The sequence below is a fragment of the Pseudomonas sp. UV AK001 genome (assembly GCF_046097675.1).
GTDB classification, from domain to species: Bacteria; Pseudomonadota; Gammaproteobacteria; order Pseudomonadales; family Pseudomonadaceae; genus Aquipseudomonas; species Aquipseudomonas kribbensis.
Genome location: NZ_JBJUVZ010000002.1, coordinates 350,143 through 373,888, shown reverse-complemented (window position 1 = coordinate 373,888; position 23,746 = coordinate 350,143). Strand labels below are relative to the sequence as shown.

The 23,746-nt window shown below is 62.2% G+C and carries 21 protein-coding genes; 11 read left to right on the top strand and 10 right to left on the bottom strand.

Annotated features, from left to right (window positions below; translation table 11 throughout):
* The first annotated feature begins 21 nt into the window (after positions 1 to 21).
* From ACKLNA_RS09735 to ACKLNA_RS09725, 3 genes are all read left to right on the top strand, one after another.
* Positions 22 to 1,617, top strand: coding sequence for a GMC family oxidoreductase N-terminal domain-containing protein (locus ACKLNA_RS09735; protein ID WP_408985733.1), 1,596 nt, complete (start codon positions 22 to 24; stop codon positions 1,615 to 1,617).
* 115 nt (positions 1,618 to 1,732) lie between these two features.
* Positions 1,733 to 2,212 (top strand): pantetheine-phosphate adenylyltransferase, encoded by a 480-nt coding sequence (gene coaD / locus ACKLNA_RS09730; RefSeq protein ID WP_003229157.1) that lies wholly within the window; start codon positions 1,733 to 1,735, stop codon positions 2,210 to 2,212.
* Between the two features lie 102 nt (positions 2,213 to 2,314).
* Positions 2,315 to 2,566 carry a YfhL family 4Fe-4S dicluster ferredoxin gene (locus tag ACKLNA_RS09725; RefSeq protein ID WP_003195146.1) on the top strand — a complete coding sequence of 84 codons (252 nt, stop codon included), beginning with the start codon at positions 2,315 to 2,317 and terminating at the stop codon, positions 2,564 to 2,566.
* Positions 2,567 to 2,604: 38 nt separating this feature from the next.
* Here ACKLNA_RS09725 and ACKLNA_RS09720 read toward each other — a convergent pair whose 3' ends face one another.
* The 3 genes from ACKLNA_RS09720 to ACKLNA_RS09710 form a co-directional block, all read right to left on the bottom strand.
* Positions 2,605 to 2,928: a multidrug transporter gene (locus ACKLNA_RS09720; protein WP_085731548.1), complete on the bottom strand. Its 324-nt coding sequence runs from the start codon at positions 2,926 to 2,928 to the stop codon at positions 2,605 to 2,607.
* 67 nt (positions 2,929 to 2,995) lie between these two features.
* On the bottom strand, positions 2,996 to 3,808 hold the full coding sequence (mutM, locus tag ACKLNA_RS09715; protein WP_408985732.1) for a bifunctional DNA-formamidopyrimidine glycosylase/DNA-(apurinic or apyrimidinic site) lyase: 813 nt from the start codon (positions 3,806 to 3,808) through the stop codon (positions 2,996 to 2,998).
* Between the two features lie 27 nt (positions 3,809 to 3,835).
* A complete protein-coding gene (locus tag ACKLNA_RS09710) occupies positions 3,836 to 4,648 on the bottom strand; it encodes an HDOD domain-containing protein (protein WP_162803536.1) in 813 nt (270 codons plus the stop codon).
* Between the two features lie 266 nt (positions 4,649 to 4,914).
* Here ACKLNA_RS09710 and ACKLNA_RS09705 point away from each other — a divergent pair, with 266 nt between their 5' ends.
* The 5 genes from ACKLNA_RS09705 to ilvD all read left to right on the top strand — a co-directional run bounded on the left by ACKLNA_RS09705 (position 4,915) and on the right by ilvD (position 11,911).
* Positions 4,915 to 6,111 (top strand): class I SAM-dependent rRNA methyltransferase, encoded by a 1,197-nt coding sequence (locus tag ACKLNA_RS09705; RefSeq protein ID WP_408985731.1) that lies wholly within the window; start codon positions 4,915 to 4,917, stop codon positions 6,109 to 6,111.
* Between the two features lie 445 nt (positions 6,112 to 6,556).
* Positions 6,557 to 7,636 carry a SagB family peptide dehydrogenase gene (locus ACKLNA_RS09700; protein ID WP_408985730.1) on the top strand — a complete coding sequence of 360 codons (1,080 nt, stop codon included), beginning with the start codon at positions 6,557 to 6,559 and terminating at the stop codon, positions 7,634 to 7,636.
* Positions 7,633 to 8,589 carry a diiron oxygenase gene (locus tag ACKLNA_RS09695; protein WP_408985729.1) on the top strand — a complete coding sequence of 319 codons (957 nt, stop codon included), beginning with the start codon at positions 7,633 to 7,635 and terminating at the stop codon, positions 8,587 to 8,589. The genes ACKLNA_RS09700 and ACKLNA_RS09695 overlap by 4 nt, the downstream gene beginning before the upstream one ends.
* On the top strand, positions 8,582 to 9,814 hold the full coding sequence (locus ACKLNA_RS09690; RefSeq protein WP_408985728.1) for a multidrug effflux MFS transporter: 1,233 nt from the start codon (positions 8,582 to 8,584) through the stop codon (positions 9,812 to 9,814). Before ACKLNA_RS09695 ends, ACKLNA_RS09690 begins: the two co-directional genes overlap by 8 nt.
* 255 nt (positions 9,815 to 10,069) lie before the next feature.
* Positions 10,070 to 11,911, top strand: coding sequence for a dihydroxy-acid dehydratase (gene ilvD, locus ACKLNA_RS09685; protein WP_064380052.1), 1,842 nt, complete (start codon positions 10,070 to 10,072; stop codon positions 11,909 to 11,911).
* A 61-nt stretch (positions 11,912 to 11,972) separates the two neighbouring features.
* Here ilvD and ACKLNA_RS09680 read toward each other — a convergent pair whose 3' ends face one another.
* Positions 11,973 to 13,028 carry a haloacid dehalogenase-like hydrolase gene (locus ACKLNA_RS09680; protein ID WP_408985727.1) on the bottom strand — a complete coding sequence of 352 codons (1,056 nt, stop codon included), beginning with the start codon at positions 13,026 to 13,028 and terminating at the stop codon, positions 11,973 to 11,975.
* 241 nt (positions 13,029 to 13,269) lie between these two features.
* Here ACKLNA_RS09680 and ACKLNA_RS09675 point away from each other — a divergent pair, with 241 nt between their 5' ends.
* Positions 13,270 to 14,661 (top strand): L-cystine transporter, encoded by a 1,392-nt coding sequence (locus ACKLNA_RS09675; RefSeq protein WP_248742308.1) that lies wholly within the window; start codon positions 13,270 to 13,272, stop codon positions 14,659 to 14,661.
* 40 nt (positions 14,662 to 14,701) lie between these two features.
* Here ACKLNA_RS09675 and ACKLNA_RS09670 read toward each other — a convergent pair whose 3' ends face one another.
* Positions 14,702 to 15,214: a dihydrofolate reductase gene (locus ACKLNA_RS09670; RefSeq protein ID WP_085709037.1), complete on the bottom strand. Its 513-nt coding sequence runs from the start codon at positions 15,212 to 15,214 to the stop codon at positions 14,702 to 14,704.
* An 85-nt stretch (positions 15,215 to 15,299) separates the two neighbouring features.
* On the opposite strand from ACKLNA_RS09670, the gene ACKLNA_RS09665 reads away from it, so the two are divergent.
* Both ACKLNA_RS09665 and ACKLNA_RS09660 read left to right on the top strand, forming a co-directional pair.
* Entirely contained in the window at positions 15,300 to 16,673 is a 1,374-nt protein-coding gene (locus ACKLNA_RS09665) for a DUF2868 domain-containing protein (RefSeq protein WP_408985726.1), read from the top strand.
* Positions 16,666 to 18,051: a GTPase/DUF3482 domain-containing protein gene (locus ACKLNA_RS09660; RefSeq protein ID WP_408985725.1), complete on the top strand. Its 1,386-nt coding sequence runs from the start codon at positions 16,666 to 16,668 to the stop codon at positions 18,049 to 18,051. Before ACKLNA_RS09665 ends, ACKLNA_RS09660 begins: the two co-directional genes overlap by 8 nt.
* Before the next feature lie 11 nt (positions 18,052 to 18,062).
* Here ACKLNA_RS09660 and ACKLNA_RS09655 read toward each other — a convergent pair whose 3' ends face one another.
* From ACKLNA_RS09655 to ACKLNA_RS09635, 5 genes are all read right to left on the bottom strand, one after another.
* Positions 18,063 to 18,623, bottom strand: a complete 561-nt coding sequence (locus ACKLNA_RS09655) for a phosphonate degradation HD-domain oxygenase (protein ID WP_408985724.1) — start codon at positions 18,621 to 18,623, stop codon at positions 18,063 to 18,065.
* Complete coding sequence (locus ACKLNA_RS09650) at positions 18,623 to 19,756, bottom strand: TIGR03364 family FAD-dependent oxidoreductase (protein ID WP_408985723.1); 1,134 nt, start codon at positions 19,754 to 19,756, stop codon at positions 18,623 to 18,625. Before ACKLNA_RS09650 ends, ACKLNA_RS09655 begins: the two co-directional genes overlap by 1 nt.
* 73 nt (positions 19,757 to 19,829) lie before the next feature.
* The gene (locus ACKLNA_RS09645) at positions 19,830 to 20,855 is read right to left on the bottom strand and encodes a putative 2-aminoethylphosphonate ABC transporter substrate-binding protein (protein ID WP_085709032.1); all 1,026 of its coding nucleotides are present in this window, start codon (positions 20,853 to 20,855) and stop codon (positions 19,830 to 19,832) included.
* A 47-nt stretch (positions 20,856 to 20,902) separates the two neighbouring features.
* A complete protein-coding gene (locus ACKLNA_RS09640; RefSeq protein ID WP_119427510.1) occupies positions 20,903 to 22,627 on the bottom strand; it encodes a putative 2-aminoethylphosphonate ABC transporter permease subunit in 1,725 nt (574 codons plus the stop codon).
* Positions 22,627 to 23,703: a putative 2-aminoethylphosphonate ABC transporter ATP-binding protein gene (locus ACKLNA_RS09635; protein WP_408985722.1), complete on the bottom strand. Its 1,077-nt coding sequence runs from the start codon at positions 23,701 to 23,703 to the stop codon at positions 22,627 to 22,629. Before ACKLNA_RS09635 ends, ACKLNA_RS09640 begins: the two co-directional genes overlap by 1 nt.
* Positions 23,704 to 23,746 lie beyond the last annotated feature (43 nt).

The window sequence follows — 23,746 nt, the reverse complement described above, 5'->3', positions numbered from 1 at the left end:
AATAATAAGAGAGCCTGATTGATGCCCGTACCCGACCCGTTTCGCGAAGGCCTTGCCCGTGGCTGGAAAACCTACAACGGCGCGCAACTCACCGATGACCTGACCCTGGAAACCGACGTGGCAATCATCGGCAGCGGTGCCGGCGGCGGCACTACGGCGGAAATAATCAGCGCCGCCGGCTACAAAGTGTTGCTGATCGAAGAAGGCCCGCTCAAGACCAGCAGCGACTTCAAGATGCTGGAGGACAAGGCCTACAGCAGCCTCTATCAGGAAGGCATCGGCCGCATGAGCAAGGACGGCGCGATCACCATCCTTCAGGGCCGCGCGGTCGGGGGCACCACCCTGATCAACTGGACCTCGAGTTTTCGCACCCCCGAGCCGACCCTCGAACACTGGGCCAAGGAACACAACGTCAAAGGCCACAGCCCCGTCGACATGGCGCCGTGGTTCGAAAAAATGGAGCAACGCCTCGGCGTCGCGCCCTGGATGGTGCCGCCCAACGCCAACAACGACGTAATCCGCAAAGGCTGCGAACAACTCGGCTACAGCTGGCACGTGATCCCGCGCAACGTGCGCGGCTGCTGGAACCTCGGTTACTGCGGCATGGGCTGCCCGACCAACGCCAAGCAGTCGATGATGGTTACGACCATTCCGGCGACCCTGGAAAAGGGCGGCGAGCTGCTCTATCTGGCCCGCGCCGAAAAACTGCTGATCAACGGCGACAAGGTCACCGGCCTGCAATGTGTGGCGATGGACGAACGTTGCGTCGAACCGACCGGGCGCAAGATCACGGTCAAGGCTCGCCATTACGTGCTGGCCGGCGGCGGCATCAACAGCCCCGCCCTGCTGCTGCGCTCGGACGCACCGGACCCGCATCAACGCCTCGGCAAACGCACGTTCCTGCACCCGGTGAACATGTCCGCCGGGCGCTTCGACGAGGTCATCAACCCGTTTTACGGAGCGCCGCAGTCGATCTACTCCGACCATTTCCAGTGGAAGGACGGCACCACCGGGCCGATGGCCTTCAAACTCGAAGTGCCGCCGCTGCACCCGGCGCTGGCCGCCACCCTGCTCGGCGGATTCGGCCAGGAAAACGCGCAGCACATGGCCGACCTGCCCCACACTCACGCCATGCTGGCGTTGCTGCGTGACGGGTTTCACCAGGACAGCCAGGGTGGCAGTGTCGAATTGCGCGGGGATGGTTCGCCGGTGCTCGATTATCAGGTGTCGTCCTACGCCTGGGACGGTTTGCGCCGGGCCTTCCACGTCATGGCCGAGATCCAGTTCGCCGGCGGCGCCAAAGCGGTGATGCCGATGCACGCCGATGCGCGTTATGTGAACAGCCTGGCCGAGGCACGCAAAATGATCGACGGTTTGAGCCTGGAGCTGTACCGCACCCGCCTGGGCAGCGCCCACGTCATGGGCGGTTGCGCGATGGGCGAAGACCCGAAAAGCGCCGTCACCGACAGCCTGGGGCGCCATCATCAGCTGCGCAATCTGTCGATTCACGACGGCTCGTTGTTCCCCACCAGCATCGGCGCCAACCCGCAATTGTCGGTGTATGGTCTGACGGCGCAACTGGCGACATCCCTCGGCGAACGGCTGAAAAACCCGTGAAAAAGCCGAAGATTCGTACCGTCCTTAGTGCTTTCTTACCCAAAAGGCGACTTGGCCGACCGGGACGGCTGCGATACCATCCGACTCCCCAACGGATTCCCGCCAGGACGACGCGATGAACCGAGTGTTGTACCCAGGTACCTTCGACCCTATTACCAAGGGCCATGGCGATCTGGTCGAACGCGCCTCGCGCCTGTTCGACCATGTGATCATCGCCGTCGCCGCCAGCCCCAAGAAGAATCCGCTGTTCCCGCTGGAACAACGGGTCGAGCTGGCCCGCGAGGTCACCAAACACCTGCCGAACGTGGAAGTGGTCGGCTTCTCGACGCTGCTGGCGCATTTCGCCAAGGAGCAGAACGCCAATGTGTTCCTGCGTGGTTTGCGCGCGGTGTCGGACTTCGAATACGAATTCCAGCTGGCCAACATGAACCGCCAGCTGGCGCCGGATGTGGAGAGCCTGTTTCTCACCCCGTCCGAACGTTATTCGTTCATTTCCTCGACCCTGGTGCGGGAAATTGCAGCCCTGGGCGGCGATATCAGCAAGTTCGTCCACCCGGCAGTGGCTGACGCCCTGACCCTGCGCTTCAAGAAGTAACGACCGTTCAAACGGCGCCCGCGTGCACTGCGGGCGCCAATGCGGCACAATTGCGCGCATTGATTTATTGCGCCCGGGCCCGCCGCCCCGGCTGGAGTTAGCATGTCCCTGATCATCACCGACGATTGCATCAACTGCGACGTCTGCGAACCTGAGTGCCCGAACGCCGCCATTTCCCAGGGCGAAGAGATCTACGTGATCGACCCGAACCTGTGCACCCAGTGCGTCGGCCACTACGACGAACCGCAGTGCCAGCAGGTCTGCCCGGTGGATTGCATTCCACTGGACGAAGCCCATCCGGAGACTGAAGAACAGTTGATGGAGAAGTACCGCAAGATTACCGGCAAGGCTTGAGTCGCTGACCGTGATCGCAGCGCCAGGCTGCGATCACGTCATTCACGCTGCTCGAATCCTTCCCCGGTACAGCCCAGGCAACGCACGAACGCCGCTTTCGCCGGCGCCACCACCAGCGCCTCCCCCGCATCGCCGACACCGCCACCCAGCGCGGTAAACGGCAACGACACCACAAACACGCCTGCACCGATCACTGTCGCCGCCACCAGCAAGGGGCGGGCAATCAGCAGATCGCCGATCATGGCGTAGGCCGGTGGGTTCTGGATGGCGTAACGCGGATCACCGCTGCCGCCCTCCGTGGCCTGAACAGTCAGGCTGGAACACAGCAGCAGTGCGAGGAGCAGGGCTTGCGAGGACTTCATGGCACGATCCTTCGGGCTGAACAGTGAGACAACTCACTATAGACCGTAGGACTTTTTCAGCTTTTCGTCAGGTCTGGCAGCGCGGGCAGAAGACGCTGGCCCGCTGCCCCAGCTTCACTTCCCGCAGGCCCGTGCCGCAGATCTTGCAGTGTTCGCCACCGCGGCCGTAGACAAACAGCTCCTGCTGGAAATACCCCGGCTGCCCGTCGCCGCCGATGAAATCGCGCAACGTGGTGCCGCCGCGCTCGATGGCGGCGGCGAGGATTCGTTTGATCTCGATCGCCAGCTTCAGATAACGCGCCCGGGAAATACCCTTGGCTTCGCGGCGCGGATCGATTCCGGCGGCGAACAGCGCTTCCGTCGCGTAAATATTGCCGACCCCTACCACCACCGCGTTGTCCATGATGAACGGCTTGACCGCCATCGACCGGCCGCGTGACAGCTGATACAACCGCTCGCCATCGAACAGATCGGTCAACGGTTCCGGCCCCAGGCGAATCAACAATTCGTGATTGAGCGGGTCGTTGCTCCAGAGCATCGCGCCGAAACGTCGCGGATCGGTGTAACGCAGGGCCAGGCCCGACTCCAGTTCGATATCCACATGCTCATGCTTGGCCGCCGGCATCCCGACCTCGACCAGCCGCAAATTGCCCGACATGCCCAGATGGCTGATCAGCGTGCCGACTTCGGCATTGATCAGCAGGTACTTGGCGCGCCGCTCGACCAGCACGATGCGCTGCCCGGACAGGCGCACATCGAGGTCTTCGGGAATCGGCCAGCGCAGCCGCCGGTCGCGCACGATCACCCGGCTGACGCGCTGGCCTTCCAGGTGCGGGGCGATGCCGCGGCGGGTGGTTTCGACTTCCGGCAATTCAGGCATGGGGGTCTCGAATCTTGAGTGTCTTGATCAGTGTGCGCCGAGTTCGCGGATCGTCTGCTTCAGGGTTTCGAAGTCGTAATCCGAAAGACCGATGTACTCCAGCACCAGCGGCCCGACAGCCTGCCACTCGAAATCCTCGCTCTGGTTGCCCAGCACCCGGTACGACGCGCAGATGTGCTCGGCCATTTTCAGGATCGCCAGCAGGTTTTTCATCTGGCTGTTACGCGAAGTCTCGTCGCTGAAGATCGCCATGGCGTTGTGGTGATTGGCGATGGCCGCACTGACATGCTCTGGCAGGCGCCAGGACTTGGCGGTGTAGTAACCGACCACCGAGTGGTTGGTGTTGTAGACATCGTTCTCGGTGTCCACGACCCGGCGTTCGGCACTTGCGTTGGCGTAGGCCTTTTCGAGCGTCGTCATGTAATCCGGGAAACGCTGAAGCATCAGCGGCACGCCGCAGTCATGGAACAGGCCCAACGCATAGGCCTCGTCGCTCGCCTCGGTACCGACGCGCTTGGCCAGGGTCAGGCAGGTCATGGCCACGTCCTGGGCGGTGTCCCAGAAACGGTTGAGCGTGACGATGGTGTCGTCGTTCATCTCGCCCTTGATCGACTGCGCGTTGATCAGGTTGATGATCGAGCGGCTGCCCAGCAGGTTTACCGCGCGCTTGATCGAGGTGATCTTGTTGCTCAGGCCGTAATACGGCGAATTGACGATTTTCAGCAACGAGCCGGACAGGCCGGGATCCTGGGAGATCAGCTTGGCGATCGTCTCCAGGTCCGGGTCGGGCATGTACTGCTCCATTTGCAGATCCACCATGATCTGCGGTTGCGCCGGCACGCTGATGCCTTGCAGGGATTGTTGAATCTGTTCGGTGGTCAGCTCTTGGGACATAAGTACATACTCTTGGACAGGCGGCGATTCTAACCCCTAAAAACCGACGAACGACACATCGGGGGCAGATCGGCGGAAACTTTCATTCAAGACCATGGACAGAATTCTGCCTTCGTCCGTTTGCGCGCCGCGCCTGTGCGCCACATGTCCAGCACCGAACCCGCCTGCGTCGCAACACGGTATACTCCCGCTCTTTTTTCCGGAGCGACGTCATGTCCCTGCCTAGCTTGCGCCTCAAAGCCAACGCCGACCGTCGCCTGCGCGCCGGCCACCTGTGGGTCTACAGCAACGAAATCGACGTGGCCGCCACCCCGTTGCACGGCTTCAAGGCCGGCGACCAGGCCGTCCTCGAAGCCGCCGGCGGCAAGCCGCTGGGCATCGTGGCCATGAGCCCGAACAACCTGATCTGCGCTCGCCTGCTGTCGCGCGACATCAAGCTGCCGCTGGACAAGTCGCTGCTGGTGCACCGCCTGAACGTCGCGCTGTCCCTGCGTCAGCGCCTGTTCGACAAACCGTTCTATCGCCTGGTCTACGGCGACTCCGACCTGCTGCCGGGTCTGGTGGTCGACCGTTTCGGCGACATCCTTGTGGTGCAGATCGCTTCCGCCACCATGGAAGCCCATAAAGATGACGTGATCGCGGCACTGACCCAGGTGCTCAAACCGAGCGGCATTCTGTTCAAGAACGACTCCGCCGCCCGTGACGCCGAAGGTCTGGAGCGCTACACCGAAACCGTGTTCGGCCTGGTGCCGGAGTGGGTTGCTCTGGAAGAGAACGGCGTGAAGTTCGAAGCCCCGGTGATCCAGGGCCAGAAGACCGGCTGGTTCTACGACCACCGCATGAACCGCGCTCGCCTGGCGCCTTACGCCAAAGGCAAACGCGTGCTGGACCTCTACAGCTACATCGGTGGCTGGGGTGTGCAGGCTGCCGCATTCGGCGCCAGCGAAGTGTTCTGCGTCGATGCCTCGGGCTTCGCCCTCGACGGGGTCGAGCGCAATGCCGCGCTGAACGGTTTCGCCGACAAGATGACCTGCATCGAAGGCGATGTTTTCGAAGCCCTGAAGGAACTCAAGGCCAGCGAAGAGCGCTTCGACGTGATCGTGGCCGATCCGCCTGCGTTCATCAAACGCAAGAAGGACATGAAAAACGGTGAAGGCGCCTACCGCCGCCTGAACGAGCAAGCCATGCGCCTGCTCAACAAGGACGGCATCCTGGTCAGCGCTTCGTGCTCGATGCACCTGCCGGAAGACGATCTGCAGAACATCCTGCTGACCAGCGCCCGCCACCTGGACCGCAACATCCAGCTGCTGGAACGCGGCGGTCAGGGCCCGGATCACCCGGTGCACCCGGCCATTGCGGAAACCCGCTACATCAAGAGCATTACCTGCCGTCTGCTGCCGAACAGCTGACAGACGCACGGCACTGACGCTATCGAAAGGGGAGCCCATGGGCTCCCCTTCTTTTTGTCTTGCACTTTGCTGTCCTACATTTACCGTCCTGCCGGCGTGCAGGATATTTCCTTAACTACTTTATTTAATGGAATTTAACTTACACACTTACCTTCAGCCAAAGATCACTCCGACAAAATTACTGGATTATTCCTACTTAATATTTGCTTGCGATTAATCCATTACAAACTATTATTAAGTCGTCACCACGAAGGTGGCACCAACTAACCACGAAGCAATAATGAACAAGGAGTTCAATCATGAAAGCAATTACTCTGGAATCCCGCGCCCTCGCAAACCTGGCTTTTCTGGTCGCAACTAAAGGCCGTTAAGTAAGGCGGGCGCTGGGTATGCCGGCTACCCAGCGCCTCTGGCAAAAAACCCATCCAGAGCAGCGTGCCCCAACATGCATATAAATCCTTATTTATTCATACTGCCACAAACGCCCGGCCAGATAGTCTGGAATTACAAAAACCATACTCAGCACGAACTTGATCTAGAATACTCTTCTCGACTGGCACAACTTATCCACGACCCGAATTTATATGACAGCAACAACACAATAGACACGCAACTTCTAAATGCCGGAATACTGACTTCTTCAAAAATCGAAGCGCCTGTCTGGGGCTGGGATGAACTGTCCAGGATCTACCATATCGGTACCCGGAATATTCCCTGCGAACACGCGCCCCGAAATATTCAGGAATGGTCCAGGCAATACCTCGAACACTGCAACACCGTGCTTGCCACGTCGCCTCCGGCGGACGCCCCTGTGGACACCGCCCCGAACGCACTCATCGCCCTGCCCGCACCACTGACACTGACACTGAATGACGACAGCCTGTCGGGCTCACTGACCCGGCGAAAGACCTGCCGATCCTTCACCGGTGCCCCCCTGTCGCTGGACGATGTCGGCACCTTGCTTTACCTGTCCCTCGGTTACCTGCGAGAACGCGAAGCCGACCGCGACGACAGCATTGCCGAAGGGCTTGGCGCGCGGCGCAGCAGCCCTTCCGGGGGCGGTCTCAATGCCTGTGCCGGTTTTGTGCTGGTGCAGAACGTCGACGGACTGCCACACGGCGTATACGCCTACCACCCGGCCGAACACGCCCTGAGCTTGGTCAACCCCTTGCCCGACACAGCTCTGGGCAATCTGCTGGGAGGTCAGCACTTCATCAACAACCTGCCACTGGGCCTGTTCATCACCGCCCGCTTCGACAGGCTCTGGTGGAAATACCCGCACTCGCGCGCCTATCGAATGGCATTCGTCGAAGCCGGGCACCTCTCGCAGACGTTTCAACTGGTGGCCACTGCCCTGGGCATGAACACCTGGCTGACCGGTGCGTTTTCCGACGACCAGGTCGAGAGCTTGCTGAAACTCGAAAACAGTGCGGAACAACCTTTGTTCTTCGTCGGTTGCGGGGAAAGCGACGGTCAGGCGATGTGCCAGGAAATGCGCGATCTGCTGCGTGAGACGCAAGCATGAGCCTTCTCTCCCAGGCCCCGGTCTTCGAGTTTTCGCTGGGTGACTGGAACACTCGCGCATCCGTGCGTGCCAGTGCCCACGATTACCGCTTGCCGGATGACGTAGCGCAACAACTGGAAACCCGTCACTGGTTCCCGCCGGCATTTCTGCCCTACCTCGCCCACCCGGCCATCGAAGCTGCGGGCCGGTCGGTCGTGCATCGACTCACGGCCAATCATCTGGTGCACTTTCTCGATTACACCACCCTGCTCGAACACCGCATCGTCAATCGCGCCGTGGAAGTCATCGTCCACGGCGAACTGCCGGTCGATGTTCCGCCCCCCATGAAAACCGCCGCGCTGCAGCTCTACACCGATGAGGGCTACCACGCCCTGTTCTCAAATCAGGTCGCGGAACAGATCGCCGGGTTCTACGGCATCACCGGGCGCCCGGTGATGCCCAGGCGGGTCACTCGCATGATCAGGCTGATCGACGAAACCTTACCGCAGCAGCGACCGCTGACATGGTTTCTGCTCGGTTTCGTCTCGGAAACCATCATTGCCCGGGAACTGCTCGACGTCTGCCGGGACAGCCTGGTGTCCGGGGTCAACGACATGCTGCGCGATCACCTCACCGACGAGGCGCGACACAGTCGCTACTTCTCCGAAGTGTTCCATTACCTCTGGCTGCATCTGGGACAACAGCAACGAACGTTCGCCGCCACCACCCTGCTCGAGATCATCGGGATTTTCTTCGAAACCGATGAACAGTGGCTGCGGCAAAGCCTGTGCGATGCCGGAATTGCCGACGGTGCCGTGCTGGAAATACTCGACAGCCTGACAACACTGCAAGCCTCCCGACGACGCGCCCGCACAGGCGGCATCGCCACATTGAATGCACTGAAGAAAGCCGGATTTTTCGCTGAACCTTACAACCAGATACTTTTCGCCAGGGCGGGATTGATCGATGGATAAAGGAAAATCCGGGGTGACGACCCGACAGCGTCGCGGGGCCGTCAGCCTGTTGCTGGCGATGGTGTTGCTGGGTGTATTTCCGCTGGATGTCGTGCTGCCTTCGTTTCCGGCGCTGGCTGAGCACTTTCGCAGCACCCCGGCGGACATCGCGCTGTCCATCAGCCTGTTCGCCGTCGGCATCGCCTTCGCCCAGTTGCTGATCGGGCCGCTGTCGGATGTGATCGGGCGCAAGGGTTTGCTGCTCGCCGGCATGAGCGTTTCCATACTCGGCGCCCTCGGCTGCGTGATGACCACTGACTATTCGCTGTTCCTGATGTTCCGGGTCGTGCAGGCGCTGGGCTGCGGTTGCTTTGTGCTGTCCCAGGCGCTGGTCCAGGACCTGTTCGAAGGCGAGGAACGCGATCGCCTGCGAATCCTGATGGTCACCGCCGGCGGGATTTTCATCTCGGTATCGCCTCTTGCCGGTACTTTCCTGCAGGCAACCCTCGGCTGGCGTGGCAGCTTCTGGGTGTTCATCGCATTATCGGCCGTGGTACTGCTCAAGGCCTGGCTGTTTCTGGAAAGCAGCCGACCGACCACCCGTGGCACTCGCACGAACTTCCTCACGGCTTACCGACGGGTGCTGGGAGATTTCGACTTCGTCGGCTACTGGCTGATTTCGGCATTCGCATTCGCCTGCCACTTTTCATTCATCGTGATATCGCCGCTGATCTTCATGGACCGGCTGCAATTGTCCGCCTACGAGTTCTCCTTGATCCTGCTGATCTACGGTGCGGCTTACGTCACCGGAGGCATTCTCGCCAGCGTGCTGAGCAGGCGCATCAGCAGCGGCCGGCAGATGGTCGTCGGCCTGAGTCTGATCCTGTTCGCCGGCATAACCATGTTGTACCTGTCGTCGAGTTTTGCACTGGCACCGGCAACCGTGCTGATCCCGATGCTGATCTGCACCGCCGGCACCACCATTGCCCGGCCGGCCGCCACCTCCCGGGCCATGAGCCTGTTTCCGGACAACGCCGGCACCTCGGCTTCGGCCGGCAGCACGATCATCTTCATCTGCGGCGGGTTGATCAGTGCCTTGATCAGCCTGAGCCCGACCAATCTGCAATCCACTCTGGGCTACGCCTTTGTCTTGCTCAGTGGTGTGGCGCTCGCCTTGAACAACCGGATCAGCCGTCGCGCCAAAGTCCTGCAAGCCGACGCCATCGCACAGCCGGGTGGCGATTAAACCTGCCGGTCGTCATTCCGCACGCCGCGTCAGCACTGGAACAACGTTTTGCGCCATTCCCTCCTGACGCCAGCGGTGTAGAATCGCGAGATTCATCGCCATTCATCCCCGGCGGGTTTATGAGCTCAGGCTGAGACCAGCGGCGATCCCGCAACGTCATCGGCAACTTCAGGACACACGGCCATTTCTGAGTGTTCCAGACGTCAATAGAAGCTCACTCCCTTTTGATACCTGATTAGCCGCCCGGAGTGCTCCATGCCAGATTACCGCTCGAAAACATCCACCCACGGCCGCAACATGGCCGGCGCCCGCGCACTGTGGCGCGCCACCGGGATGAAGGATGACGACTTCAAGAAGCCGATCATCGCCATTGCCAACTCCTTCACCCAGTTCGTACCGGGCCACGTACACCTGAAGGATCTGGGCCAGCTGGTTGCCCGTGAAATCGAACGCGCCGGTGGCGTGGCGAAAGAATTCAACACCATTGCCGTGGACGACGGCATCGCCATGGGCCACGACGGCATGCTGTATTCGCTGCCGAGCCGCGAGATCATCGCCGACTCCGTCGAGTACATGGTCAACGCCCACTGCGCCGACGCCATCGTCTGCATCTCCAACTGCGACAAGATCACCCCCGGCATGCTGATGGCCGCCCTGCGCCTGAACATCCCGGTGATTTTCGTTTCCGGCGGCCCGATGGAAGCCGGCAAGACCAAACTGGCCAGCCACGGTCTCGACCTCGTCGACGCCATGGTCATCGCCGCCGACTCCAGCGCTTCTGACGAGAAGGTTGCCGAGTACGAGCGCAGTGCCTGCCCGACCTGCGGTTCGTGCTCCGGCATGTTCACCGCCAACTCGATGAACTGCCTGACCGAAGCCCTGGGCCTCGCATTGCCGGGCAACGGTTCGACCCTGGCCACCCACAGCGACCGCGAACAGCTGTTCCTGCAGGCCGGCCGCACCATCGTCGAACTGTGCAAACGCTACTACGGCGAGAACGACGAGTCGGTACTGCCGCGCAACATCGCCAACTTCAAGGCGTTCGAAAACGCGATGATGCTCGACATCGCCATGGGCGGTTCGACCAACACCATCCTGCATTTGCTGGCCGCCGCCCAGGAAGCCGAGATCGACTTCGACCTGCGCGACATCGATCGTCTGTCGCGCAAGGTGCCGCAACTGTGCAAGGTCGCGCCGAACATCCAGAAGTACCACATGGAAGACGTGCACCGCGCCGGCGGCATCTTCAGCATCCTCGGTTCGCTGGCCCGTGGCGGCCTGCTGCACACCGACCTGCCGACCGTGCACAGCCGCAGCATGGAAGAAGCCATCGCCAAGTGGGACATCACCCAGACCGACGATGAAGCCGTGCACCACTTCTTCAAGGCAGGCCCGGCCGGCATTCCGACGCAAACCGCGTTCAGCCAGTCAACCCGCTGGGAAACCCTGGACGACGACCGTGAAAACGGTTGCATCCGCAGCTTCGAACACGCCTATTCGAAAGAAGGCGGCCTGGCCGTGCTGTACGGCAACATCGCCCTGGACGGCTGCGTGGTGAAAACCGCCGGCGTCGACGAGTCGATCCACGTCTTCGAAGGCAACGCGAAGATCTTCGAAAGCCAGGACAGCGCCGTACGCGGCATCCTCGCCGACGAAGTGAAGGAAGGCGACATCGTCATCATTCGCTACGAAGGCCCGAAAGGTGGCCCGGGCATGCAGGAAATGCTCTACCCGACGTCGTACCTGAAGTCCAAGGGCCTGGGCAAAGCCTGCGCGCTGCTGACCGACGGCCGTTTCTCCGGCGGCACTTCCGGTCTGTCCATCGGCCACGCTTCGCCAGAGGCTGCAGCCGGCGGCGCGATCGGTCTGGTGCAGGACGGTGACAAGGTGCTGATCGACATTCCGAACCGCTCGATCAACCTGTTGATCAGCGACGAAGAACTGGCGGCACGCCGGGTCGAGCAGGACAAGAAGGGCTGGAAACCGGTCGAGAAGCGTCCACGTAAAGTGACTACGGCACTCAAGGCCTACGCCCTGCTGGCGACCAGCGCCGACAAGGGTGCGGTGCGTAACAAGGCGATGCTCGACGGCCTGTAAGCGTCAAAACTCAGAAACAAAAATGCCCCGCCAAGTGCGGGGCATTTTTTTGCCTTGAGGATTACTGGATCTCTTCCGGCTTCACGATCACCCAGTTCTTGTCCGCCGTCACCGGCAAACCTTCTTTCGCCTGGGCCGCTGCGTGCTTGGCCATCATGCCGTTGAGCTGGGTCATGTACTTGTCCTTGCGGTTGACCCACAGGTGAATGCCGCCCTTGGCCACGTCGACGCTGTGGAACAGCATGTAGCCGTCGCTGCTCGGGGTGTCGCCGCCCACCAGCACCGGTTTTTTCCATTCGTCGATGTAGGTCAGGATCGCCGCGTGCTTGCCGGCCATCCAGGTCGCCGGGGTCCACAGGTACGGGGTCAGTTCGAGGCCGAGGTTGGCCTTCTCGTCATACTTGCCGGCGGTGATCTGCTTGCGTGCGGTGGTCAGCTCGCCGGTCTCGCGGTTCTTCAGCAAGGTGGTCACACCGATGACGTTCTGCGGTTTGACGTTGTAGCCGTACTTCGGATCGGCCGCGACCATGCGCACCAGTTCTTCGGAGGCGGCGGTCATCACGTAGACCTCGATGCCGTTCTCCATCAGTTTGTTGTACAGCTCGGCCTGACCGGCGAAGACTTTCGGCGGCTGCACATCGATGTTCTTCACCACATCGCCTTCGTAATAGGTCGCCGGTACCGGTTTGCCCGAGGCCATCAGTTCGTCGACGTAGCCTTTGAGTTCCTTGAGGGTGAAGCCGGAGAATACCTGCGCCACCCATGGGTAGCAGACCATGTCGTCGACTTCGCAGAGACGGTAGTAGTAGCTGAACAGGCTTTCCTTGTGGTCGGCGGTGTCCTTGAACGGGATCAGTTTCAGCGACGGGTCGAGCTTGTCACGGGTGATCAGGCCCTTGTTTTCCATGAACGGCAGCAGCGACTCTTCGAGGTCGTAGCGGTAACTGGTGTTGTCCATGTCGAACACCGCGTAGTTACCCTTGTTGGCGTTGGCCGCGATCATCGCGTCCAGTGCCTTGGCCTGGTCCGCCGGCCAGTGCTTGAGGTCAGTGGCGAACGCTTGGCCAACAAGGCCGAAGCAGAGTGCGGCAGCCAGCAATTTAGGTGCGAACTTCATTCTGCGTTTCTCCCCGATTGAAAGAGATCGACGCTAACAAATCAGTGTGACAGTTACCGTCTGTCAGCGACCGTCCACGTCCCTTTTGCGCCAACTGCATCCCCGAGAGCGACACCCGCTTATTCCAAAAACGACGGACGACCTTTGATTTCGGTATTAAATCATTGGAAATCAAACTGTTAGGCTTGCCGGTTCGCAACAGCCCCGGAAGGTTGTTGGCACAGTCTTTTCTGGAGTCCTCATGAATCTGCCTCTGATTCTCAACTTGCTGGTGTTCCTCGCCCTGCTCTTCGGTCTGGCACAGACCCGTCACACCTCGTGGAGCCTGGCGAAAAAAGTCCTGCTCGCCCTGGTGCTGGGCGTGGCGTTTGGCGTCGCGCTGCACACGATCTACGGTGCCGGCAACCCGGTGCTGAAAGCCTCGATCGGCTGGTTCGATCTGGTGGGCAACGGTTACGTGCAGCTGCTGCAGATGATCGTGATCCCGCTGGTGTTCGCCTCGATCCTCAGCGCCGTGGCCCGTCTGCACAACGCGTCGTCGCTGGGCAAGATCAGCTTCCTGACCATCGGCACGCTGCTGTTCACCACGGCGATTGCGGCGCTGATCGGCATCGGCCTGACCAACCTGTTCGGCCTGACCGCCGAAGGTCTGGTCGCCGGCACGCAGGAAATGGCCCGTCTGCAAACCATCCAGACCGACTACGCCGGCAAGGTTGCCGACCTGAATGTGCCGCAACTGCTGCTGTCGTTCATCCCGCAGAACCCGTTCGCCGACCTGGCCCGGGCCAAGCCGACCTCGATCATCAGCGTGGTGATCTTCGCCGCGTTCATGGGGGTTGCCGCGCTGCAACTGCTCAAGGATGACGCCGAGAAAGGTCAGAAAGTGATCAACGCCATCGACACCCTGCAAGCCTGGGTGATGCGTCTGGTGCGCCTGGTGATGAAGCTGACCCCGTACGGTGTATTGGCGCTGATGACCAAAGTGGTGGCCGGTTCCAACCTGCAGGACATCATCAAGCTCGGCAGTTTCGTGGTGGTGTCGTACCTCGGTCTGGGCCTGATGTTCGTCGTGCACGGCCTGCTGGTGTCGGCCGCCGGGATCAACCCGCTGCGTTTCTTCCGCAAGATCTGGCCGGTACTGACCTTCGCATTCACCAGCCGCTCCAGCGCCGCAAGCATTCCGCTGAGCATCGAAGCGCAGACCCGTCGTCTGGGCATTCCGCAATCGGTGGCAAGCTTCGCCGCCTCGTTCGGCGCGACCATCGGCCAGAACGGCTGCGCCGGCCTGTACCCGGCGATGTTGGCAGTGATGGTTGCGCCAACCGTGGGCATCAACCCGCTGGATCCGCTGTGGATCGCGACGCTGGTGGCAATCGTGACCCTGAGTTCGGCCGGTGTGGCGGGCGTGGGTGGCGGTGCGACCTTCGCCGCGCTGATCGTGCTGCCGGCCATGGGCTTGCCGGTTTCGCTGGTGGCGTTGCTGATTTCGGTCGAGCCGCTGATCGACATGGGTCGTACGGCGCTGAACGTGAGCGGTTCGATCACCGCTGGTGCGATTACCAGCCAGGTGATGCAGCAGACCGACAAGGCCCTGCTGGATGCCGATGAGCATGCGGAGCTTGCTCAGGCTTGATTGACGCTGTGGCGAGGGAGCGTGCTCCCTCGCCACGGATTCAGGCTTTTTCCCAGACTTCGAAGTGGTAAGCCGGCTTGTCGCCTTCAGCCGGATTCGGCACGTTCGACACCAGTTTCCACTGGTTCAGATCGAACTCCGGAAACCACGCATCGCCTTCCGGGCTCAGTGCCACACGGGTCAGATACAGACGATCCGCCTGCGCCAGCCCCTGCGCATACAGTTGCGCCCCGCCAATCAGCATCAACTCGTCGACGCCCTGCTCTTTCGCCCATTCTTCGGCGCGCACCACGGCGGCTTCCAGCGACGGATAGACTTCCGCACCTTCCAGCACCAGATCGGCCTGACGGCTGACTACGATGTTTAAACGGCCCGGCAATGGACGACCCAGCGAATCCCAGGTCTTGCGACCCATGATGATCGGCTTGCCGAGCGTCGTCGCCTTGAAGTATTTGAAGTCCCCCGGCAAGTGCCAGGGCATGCTGTTGTCGACGCCGATCACGCGGTTTTCACCGAGGGCTGCGATCAGGCTGAGGGGGAGTGATTTAGTCATGCCGGCGAGGATACCAGAGCCGCGCTTACCCCGATAAGCGCCACAGCGGTTATGCTCACGGCTCAATCAAGCATCGGGATGCCGCGTGACTGAACTGACTCCACTGCAAAACCTCTGGCTCACCGAAACCGTGCGCCTGCGCGAAGAACACGCAGGCCCGCTGGACGATCAGGAAGCCAATCGCCTGGCCCGCGCGGCCGGCGGCGACCTGCCGGGACGCATTCAACGCCGCGCCCTGTGGCTGGCCGAGCGCGATGGTCTGACCTCGGCGCTCAAACACTGGCTGCAAGGCGCGCGCCTGGCGCTGGTGTTGCTGGCGATCTTCGCGGTATTGAGCGGCGCCGGCCTGGCCTTCGCCGCTTTGGGCCAGACGCCGGTCAATGTGTTCTGGGCGCTGGGCAGTCTGCTTGGGCTGAATCTGATTTTGCTGTTGAGCTGGGTGCTGGGGCTGGTCTTTGCCGGCGAACACGGCGCTACTCTTGGCCGCTTGTGGCTGTGGCTCAGTGAAAAACTCGCCCGCGATGCCAAGGCGGCGCAACTGGCGCCGGCCCTGCTGTTGATACTGCAACGCCAGAAACTCAATCGCTGGGCGCTCGGCACGCTGGTCAATGGCCTGTGGTTGCTGGCGATGGTCAGCGCGCTGGTTTTGCTGCTGACGCTGATGGCGACCCGGCGCTACGGCTTCGTCTGGGAAACCACGATTCTCAGCGCCGACACCTTCATCAACATGACCCAGGCCCTCGGCACATTGCCGGCGCTGCTGGGTTTCAACGTGCCAACCGTCGAAATGATCCGCGCCAGCGGCGACACCGCGCTGAACATCGAAAGCGCCCGTCAGGCCTGGGCGACCTGGCTGGTCGGCGTGCTGGTGGTGTACGGCGTGCTGCCGCGTCTGCTGCTGGCGCTGTTCTGCTTCTGGCGCTGGAACAGTGGCAAAGCGGCGTTGCGTCTGGACCTGAACCTGCCCGGTTACGCCCAACTGCGCGAACGCCTGATGCCGACCAGCGAACGCCTTGGCATCACCGACCCTGAGCCTGCGCAACTGCACCGCGTCGAAAGTGCCGTCGGCGAACACGCCAGTGACGGCGCATTACTCGTAGCAATCGAACTGGACAATCAACACCCGTGGCCACCGACGCTGCCGAAAAACGTCAGCAACGCCGGCATCCTCGACAGCCGTGAATCGCGCAACAAACTGCTCGAACAGCTCAGCCGTTTTCCGCCGGCGCGCCTCGCGATTGCCTGCGACCCACGGCGCTCCCCGGATCGAGGCAGCCTGGCGCTGATCGCCGAGCTGGCGCGCAATGCCGCCGCGACCCGGGTCTGGCTGTTGCAGGCGCCGCAAGGACAGGCATTGGACGCCGAGCGCCTCGGCGACTGGCACGTGGCGCTGCAACAACTGGAGCTGCCGTTTGCCGATTGCGCCCCGTTGAACTGGCTGGAGCACGGACATGACTGATGCCTGGAAAGCGCCGCTGAAACTGGCGGTGGTCGGCCACACCAACGTCGGCAAGACGTCGCTGTTGCGCACCCTGACCCGCGACGTAGGCTTCGGCGAAGTCTCCCATCGCCCGAGCACCACCCGGCATGTCGAAGGCGCGCGGTTATCGGTGGATGGCGAGCCGTTGCTCGACCTCTACGACACGCCCGGCCTGGAAGACGCCATCGCCCTGCTGGATTTTCTCGAGCGTCTGGAACGACCCGGCGAACGCCTCGACGGCCCGGCTCGATTGGCGCGGTTTCTCGACGGCAGCGAAGCACGCCAGCGTTTTGAACAGGAAGCCAAGGTACTGCGACAACTGCTTGAGTCCGATGCCGGCCTGTACGTGATCGACGCCCGTGAACCGGTGCTGGCCAAGTACCGCGATGAGCTGGAAGTGCTGGCCAGTTGCGGCAAGCCGTTGCTGCCGGTGTTGAATTTCGTCAGCAGCGCCAACCATCGCGAGCCGGACTGGCGTGAAGCGCTGGCGCGTCTCGGCCTGCATGCGCTGGTGCGCTTCGACAGCGTCGCCCCGCCGGAGGATGGCGAGCGGCGGCTGTACGAAAGCCTCGCGTTGCTGCTGGAAAATGCCCGCCCGCAGCTTGAGCGACTGATCGCCGATCAACAGGCCCAGCGCCTCGCCCGCGAGCAAAGCGCCGCGCGCCTGATCGCCGAACTGTTGATCGACTGCGCCGCCTGCCGACGCAGTGTGGCGAGCATCGCCGAACAGGAACAACAGGCCATCAGTGAACTGCGCAAGGCCGTGCGCCAGCGCGAACAAAAATGCGTCGAAGCGCTGCTCAAGCTCTACGCCTTCCGCCCGCAGGACGCCGCCGCCAGCGATCTGCCGCTGCTCGATGGGCGTTGGGGCGATGACCTGTTCAACCCGGAAACCCTCAAGCAACTGGGCGTGCGGGTCGGCGGCGGGATTGCGGCCGGTGCAGCCGCCGGTGCGGGGGTGGACTTGCTGGTGGGCGGCATCACCCTTGGTGCCGCCGCACTGGCCGGCGCGATTGCCGGCGGCGCCCTGCAAACCGCCCGCAGTTATGGCAATCGTCTGCTGGGCAAGATCAAAGGGCAGCGGGAACTGACGGTCGACGACAACGTGTTGCGCCTGTTGGCCCTGCGCCAGCGGCAACTGCTGCAAGCGCTGAATGCCCGGGGTCATGCGGCGATGGATGCCGTTCAGGTGGCGACGCCGCAGGACAAGACCTGGCGCGAAGGAAAGTTGCCCGAAGCGTTGAGCAAGGCCCGGGCGCATCCGCAGTGGTCTTCGCTGAATCTGCATCCGAAACTGAATCAGGCGGAACGGCAGGAGCAGATTGAGTTGTTGGTGGAGAAGGTGCTTGAGCTTTAAACCCCAGACCCTCACCCGGTCGACAACAGAACTTCAGCCTTGCGCTTGAGAACAGACAAATCCATCACCGGCACCGCCATCTCCTTCGCCAGTTCATCCCACTGGCGCATCCTCAGACTGACGGCACACAGCGGATCCCGCTCGAACGCATCGGCTTCAGCCTCGGTCATCACCCCGCCCTGATACTCCAGGGTGCGGCGGCTGGCTTCGCTCAAGCGCTCGTAATAATCCGGCTCCCTGAGCGTCAGATAGCGCTTGGCCTGGACGTGATATTCCACCAGCCGCGCCAGGCGCTCGCTGAATCCGGCTTCTCGCAAATAATCGGCACCGAGGCGTTCGTGGCTGACCACGCCGTAACCGCCCATGTTCTCCGCGCCTTCGGCACACAAGTGGCCGATGTCGTGGAAGAACGCGGCGAGTACCACTTCATCGTCAAAGCCTTCGGCAATGGCCAGTTGCGCGGCCTGGGACATGTGCTCGATCTGCGACACCGGTTCGCCGATGTAGTCGCTGGCGCCGAAACGCTCATAGAGGCCGAACACCCGCTTGATGACTTGCTCATGACTCAACATCAGTTCCCTCCAAAAAGCTGTGCAACATTGCGCTCGGCCATGGCCGGGCCGACGCTCATGCCGACGCCGCTGTGCATCAGCGCCACGCTCAGCCCCGGCGCCGGACGCAGGAACGAAAATGGCCCCGGTCCCCGGGAACCATAGACACCCTGCCAGCGCTCGACCACCTGCACCTTGCAGCCGAGGGTCTGTTCGGCCAGTTCGAGCATCCAGTTGTCGACCTGCTCGGCGTTGAACGGTGACGGATCGCTGCCGTAATGGTGCGAGTCGCCGATGATCAGTTCGCCATAAGGTGTCGGGCTGATCAGCAGGTGAATGCCGTTTTCCTGCAAGTGCGGTTGCTCACGCAGGATCTGCGCCTGCACCGCCGCCGCTTCCGGCAAGTCGGCGAAGGCACCGTAATGCACGCAGCTGAGACCGGTGAGCAAGGCGTGTTGCAGGTTCAGGTCAATCTGCGGCCGGGCGCGGAGCATTTGCAGGCGACAGATTTGCGGGTCGAGGGCGGCAATCGGCTCGGCCAGCAAAGTCTGATAATCGTGGCCGGAGCAGACGATGATCTGCTCGGCGGTGAAGATCCCGGCGGTGCTGTGCAGGCGCCCCGGTTCGACGTCACGCACCAGCGTCGAGAAGTTAAACTCGACGCCGAGTTCGCGGCGCAGGTAATCGATCAGAGCCGGAATCGCTTCCCGGGAATACAGCTGTTGATCGTCCATGCCGTGCAGCGCGGCGCGGTGATGGCTGAACTGGCCGCCATACAGATCACGCAATGCAGCGCCGCGCAGCAGCTCGACGCGGTAATCGTGCTCAACGGCGCGCCCGGCGCAGAAGGCTTCGAACAGGTGCTCTTCCGCCTCGGTGCGAGCAAACAAATACGAGCCGTTGCGCTTGAGTTGCAGGCCGGCGAGCTGCGCCCACTGGCCCCAGATTTCGCGGCTGGCCTTGGCCAGTTCGAGCATCGGGCCCGGTGGCTGGCCGGTGACCAGTGCCTGGCCGAAGTTGCGTACCGACGCGCCGATTGGCGTGGCGGTGCGCTCGAAAACCACGACCTTGAGACCGCGCCTGGCGGCGGCATAAGCGTGGGACAGGCCCAGAATGCCGGCGCCGACGATCAGCAAGTCTTTGTGTTGTGTCATCTAGAGGTGCTCTGAAAAAGAGACCGCCATCGCTGGCAAGCCAGCGATGGGGCCCTGTCAGTCGATGAAGATCTTACTTGGCAGCGACTTTCTCGGACTTGCCGTCATAGCGCTTGCGCCATTCGGTCAGGATCTCGTCACGGTTCTTCGAAGCCCAGGCAAAGTCGTTCTTGATCAGGCGCTGTTCGTAGTCGGCCGGCAGTTCGGTCTGCGGCTTGGCGATGCCCGGCTGAGCGAGGACGGCAAAGTTTTCCTTGTACAGATCCATCGCCGGGGCGCTGGCGGAGAAGTCGGCCAGTTTCTTCGCGGCCTCTTCATGCGGCGTGCCTTTGATCACGGCAGTCGCTTCGATCTCCCAGCCAAGGCCTTCCTTCGGCAGGATGATGTCCAGCGGCGCGCCCTGACGCTTCAGCTGAACGGCCGGGTACTCGAAGGAAATCCCGATCGGGAATTCGCCAGCGGCCGCCAGTTTGCAAGGTTTGGAACCGGAGTGAACGTACTGGCCGATGTTCTGGTGCAGACCGTCCATGTAGGCCCAGCCCTGCTTCTCGCCGAAGGTTTGCAGCCAGGCGCTGACGTCGAGGAAACCGGTGCCGGACGAGGCCGGGTTCGGCATCACGATCTTGCCTTTGTACTCAGGCTTGGTCAGGTCCTGCCAGCTCACCGGTTTGGTCAGGCCCTGCTTCTCGGCCTCGACAGTGTTGAAGCAGATGGTCGCGGCCCAGACGTCCATGCCGACCCAGGCTGGCGGGTTGGCGGCGTCGCGATAGTTCGCGCCGATCTTGCCCAGATCCTTCGGCGCATAGCTTTGCAGCATGCCTTGCTGATCGAGGATCGCCAGGCTCGAAGCGGCCAGGCCCCACACCGCGTCAGCCTGCGGGCGGTCCTTTTCGGCCAGCAGTTTGGCGGTGATGATCCCGGTGGAATCACGCACCCACTTGATTTCGACGTCCGGGTTGGCCTTTTCGAACGCCGCCTTGTAGGCGGTCAGCTGTTCGGCTTCGAGGGCGGTGTACACCGTCAACTCGGTTTTTGCCGCGAAGGCATTCAGGCTGAAAGTAGCGAGCACAGCAGCGGCCAGGGCCATAGGCTTGAACATGATCGTTTTCCTGTAGGTGAGTTGAGGCTAAAGGGACAAGTCGTGGATCAGTGGCCGGGCGCCGTTTGCCGCCAGGCCTGGGAACGGCGCAGCAAGCCGCGCGAAGCCCACGCCAGCAGCAAGGACACGCCCGCCGAGGTGAACAGAATCAGGGTCGACATCGCTGCCGCGCCGCCGACGTTGCCGGCGTCATCCATGTTCAGCACCGCCACCGCCGCGAGGATGGTGTCGGGGCTGTAGAGGAAGATCGCGGCGGAAACGGTGGTCATGGCCGAGACGAACAGGTAGCGCACGATGTCCAGCAGCGCCGGCAGGCAGATCGGCACGGTGACTCGCAGGTAATGCCGGTACAGCGGCGCCTTGAGCGACAGCGCAGCGGCTTCGAATTCGGCGTCGAGCTGGCGCAACGCGGTGGTGGCGGTCATCTGCGCAGTGGTCAGATAGTGAGCAATGGTGCAGACGATCAGCAGGGTCATGGTCCCGTACAGCACATGCAGCGGGTTGCCGGTGAGGTTGAAGAAGAAGACATAACCCAGACCCAGCACCAGCCCCGGCACCGCCATCGGTACGAAACTGAGCATGCGCAATGTCAGATTGAGGCCGCGCTGGCTGCGGGTCTTTTCCATCAGGTAGGCGCCGGTGAAGATCAGCACGCTGCCGATCAACGCCGTGCCCAGCGCCATTTTCAGACTGTTGCCGTAGGCCAGCCAGCCACCGCCAGCGGTCTCGTTGAACTGGTAGTGATTGAGCGACAGCGACAGGTTGTACGGCCAGAACTTCACCAGCGACGAGAACACCGCCATGCCGAACACCAGCAGCAACGCCGCGCTGATCAGCAGAACGATGGCCAGATAACAGGCGTCGCGCTTCTTCGACGGCGCCGGTTTGAACACCTGGGCACGGCCGCTCATGGAGTCGCCGTGACGACGACGCAGCCAGGCATCGACACCGAAGCTGAACAGTGCCGGCAGCAACAGAACCATACCGATCAACGCACCGCGACCGAACTGCTGTTGGCCGACCACCGCTTTGTAGGCTTCCAGCGCCAGCACTTGATAGTCGCCACCGACCACCACCGGCACACCGAAATCGGTGATGGTCAGGGTGAAGACGAGGCAGAACGCGGCGAACACAGCCTGACGCGTCGCAGGCCAGGTGATGCTGCGGAAGGCTTTCGCCGGACTGGCGCCCATGCTCGACGCGGCGTCGAACAGTCGCGCATCCGCCAGCGACAGGGCTGACAGCAAAATCATCAAGGCGTGTGGGAAGGTGTAGATCACCTCACCCAGAACAATCCCCCAGAAGCCGTAGATGTTGTCCGACAGCAGCCCGCGCAACATGCCCTGATTGCCGAACAGATAGACCAGCGCAATCCCCGGCAGCATCGACGGCGCCATCAGCGGCAGCAGGGAAATCCCGCGCCAGATGCCTTTTGCCGGAATCAACGTGCGCTGCAAGGCGTAGGCAAACAGGTAGGCCAGCGGTACGACGATCGCCGCCACGCTGAGGGAAACTTTCAGGCTGTTGCCGAGCAACCAGTGGAAGTTGTCGCTGGTCACCAGTTCTTTCGCGGCGAGCCAGCCACCGCCCTGCCCGGCTTCGCTGCTGAAGCCGCGCCAGAAGATCGCCAGCAAGGGCAACAGCACCGCCACACCGAGCAGCACCAGCAGCAGGAGTTTGCCGCCGAGGACGAAGATCCGGTCGCCGACCTCGGCCCCGGACACCTGCCGCGCCTGCTTTTGCGGTAGCGGCAGTGCGAGGTTGCTGTTCATCAGGCAAACACCTGCAGGCTGCGGGGCGGCAAGGCGACCATGATCTGCTGGGCGCCGAGGCGCGGCATGGCTTCCGGTGCCAGTTCGGCGAGCAAGGCATGGCCTGGCAATTGGTCGAGTTCGAAGCTCATGCGGCAGCGGTTACCGAGGAAGGTGATCTCGCGGACCTTGGCCGGGAACAGGTTTTCCTCATGCACCAACGGATTGACGTTGATCGCTTCCGGGCGGCAGAACAGTCGGCCCGACGGGCTGTGGACGCTGCCGTCGGCCAGACGCAGGTTCATCCCGCCGACCTTGGCGTGGCTGTCGCTGCTGCGCTGGAACGGCAGCCAGTTGCCCTGGCCGACGAACTCGGCCACGAACGGCGTGGCCGGGCGGTTGTAGATTTCCTGCGGGGTGGCGTATTGCTCGACCTTGCCGTTGTTCATCACGGCGATGCGGTCGGCCATCAGCATGGCTTCGTCCTGATTGTGGGTGACCATCAGGGTGGTGATGCCGAGGTTGCGCTGCAATTGGCGCAGCTCGGTGCACAGATGCTCACGGACCCTGGCATCAAGCGCCGACATCGGTTCGTCGAGCAACAGCAGCGACGGCGCCGGCGCCAAGGCACGGGCCAGGGCCACCCGTTGTTGCTGGCCGCCGGACAACTGGCCCGGGTACTTTTTCTCACTGCCGCTGAGGCCGACCAGTTCCAGCATCTGACCGACACGACGGCGCACTTCATCGCGACCACCGCCGGCGAGGCCGTAGGCAATGTTCGCTTCGACGGTCAGATTGGGGAACAGCGCGTAAGACTGGAACAGGATGCCGTAGTCCCGGGCCTGGGGCGCGAGGTGGGAAACATCGCGATCGCCGAGGTACAACTCGCCGCTGTCCTGCTTCTCCAGACCGGCGATGCAGCGCAGCAGCGTGGTCTTGCCGCAGCCCGACGGGCCGAGCAGGCACACCAGCTCACCGGCCGCGACATCGAGGGAGACGTTATCCAGCGCCGTGAAGGCGCCGAAGCGCTTCTGCACGCCGCGCACTTTCATCGGAGCGCCGGGGTTGGTCAGGGCAGTTGCGATTGCAGGGTTCATGGACAGGCCTCATCAAGCAGATGAGACGAATCCTAGAGTTGTA

What these genes read in the sequence shown, in the direction of transcription:
- ACKLNA_RS09735 (WP_408985733.1), top strand. Translation starts at nt 22, where the DNA reads ATGCCCGTACCCGACCCGTTTCGCGAAGGCCTTGCCCGTGGCTGGAAA.
- coaD (WP_003229157.1), top strand. Translation starts at nt 1,733, where the DNA reads ATGAACCGAGTGTTGTACCCAGGTACCTTCGACCCTATTACCAAGGGC.
- ACKLNA_RS09725 (WP_003195146.1), top strand. Translation starts at nt 2,315, where the DNA reads ATGTCCCTGATCATCACCGACGATTGCATCAACTGCGACGTCTGCGAA.
- ACKLNA_RS09720 (WP_085731548.1), bottom strand. Translation starts at nt 2,928, where the DNA reads ATGAAGTCCTCGCAAGCCCTGCTCCTCGCACTGCTGCTGTGTTCCAGC.
- mutM (WP_408985732.1), bottom strand. Translation starts at nt 3,808, where the DNA reads ATGCCTGAATTGCCGGAAGTCGAAACCACCCGCCGCGGCATCGCCCCG.
- ACKLNA_RS09705 (WP_408985731.1), top strand. Translation starts at nt 4,915, where the DNA reads ATGTCCCTGCCTAGCTTGCGCCTCAAAGCCAACGCCGACCGTCGCCTG.
- ACKLNA_RS09700 (WP_408985730.1), top strand. Translation starts at nt 6,557, where the DNA reads ATGCATATAAATCCTTATTTATTCATACTGCCACAAACGCCCGGCCAG.
- ACKLNA_RS09695 (WP_408985729.1), top strand. Translation starts at nt 7,633, where the DNA reads ATGAGCCTTCTCTCCCAGGCCCCGGTCTTCGAGTTTTCGCTGGGTGAC.
- ACKLNA_RS09690 (WP_408985728.1), top strand. Translation starts at nt 8,582, where the DNA reads ATGGATAAAGGAAAATCCGGGGTGACGACCCGACAGCGTCGCGGGGCC.
- ilvD (WP_064380052.1), top strand. Translation starts at nt 10,070, where the DNA reads ATGCCAGATTACCGCTCGAAAACATCCACCCACGGCCGCAACATGGCC.
- ACKLNA_RS09680 (WP_408985727.1), bottom strand. Translation starts at nt 13,028, where the DNA reads ATGAAGTTCGCACCTAAATTGCTGGCTGCCGCACTCTGCTTCGGCCTT.
- ACKLNA_RS09675 (WP_248742308.1), top strand. Translation starts at nt 13,270, where the DNA reads ATGAATCTGCCTCTGATTCTCAACTTGCTGGTGTTCCTCGCCCTGCTC.
- ACKLNA_RS09670 (WP_085709037.1), bottom strand. Translation starts at nt 15,214, where the DNA reads ATGACTAAATCACTCCCCCTCAGCCTGATCGCAGCCCTCGGTGAAAAC.
- ACKLNA_RS09660 (WP_408985725.1), top strand. Translation starts at nt 16,666, where the DNA reads ATGACTGATGCCTGGAAAGCGCCGCTGAAACTGGCGGTGGTCGGCCAC.
- ACKLNA_RS09655 (WP_408985724.1), bottom strand. Translation starts at nt 18,623, where the DNA reads ATGTTGAGTCATGAGCAAGTCATCAAGCGGGTGTTCGGCCTCTATGAG.
- ACKLNA_RS09650 (WP_408985723.1), bottom strand. Translation starts at nt 19,756, where the DNA reads ATGACACAACACAAAGACTTGCTGATCGTCGGCGCCGGCATTCTGGGC.
- ACKLNA_RS09645 (WP_085709032.1), bottom strand. Translation starts at nt 20,855, where the DNA reads ATGTTCAAGCCTATGGCCCTGGCCGCTGCTGTGCTCGCTACTTTCAGC.
- ACKLNA_RS09640 (WP_119427510.1), bottom strand. Translation starts at nt 22,627, where the DNA reads ATGAACAGCAACCTCGCACTGCCGCTACCGCAAAAGCAGGCGCGGCAG.
- ACKLNA_RS09635 (WP_408985722.1), bottom strand. Translation starts at nt 23,703, where the DNA reads ATGAACCCTGCAATCGCAACTGCCCTGACCAACCCCGGCGCTCCGATG.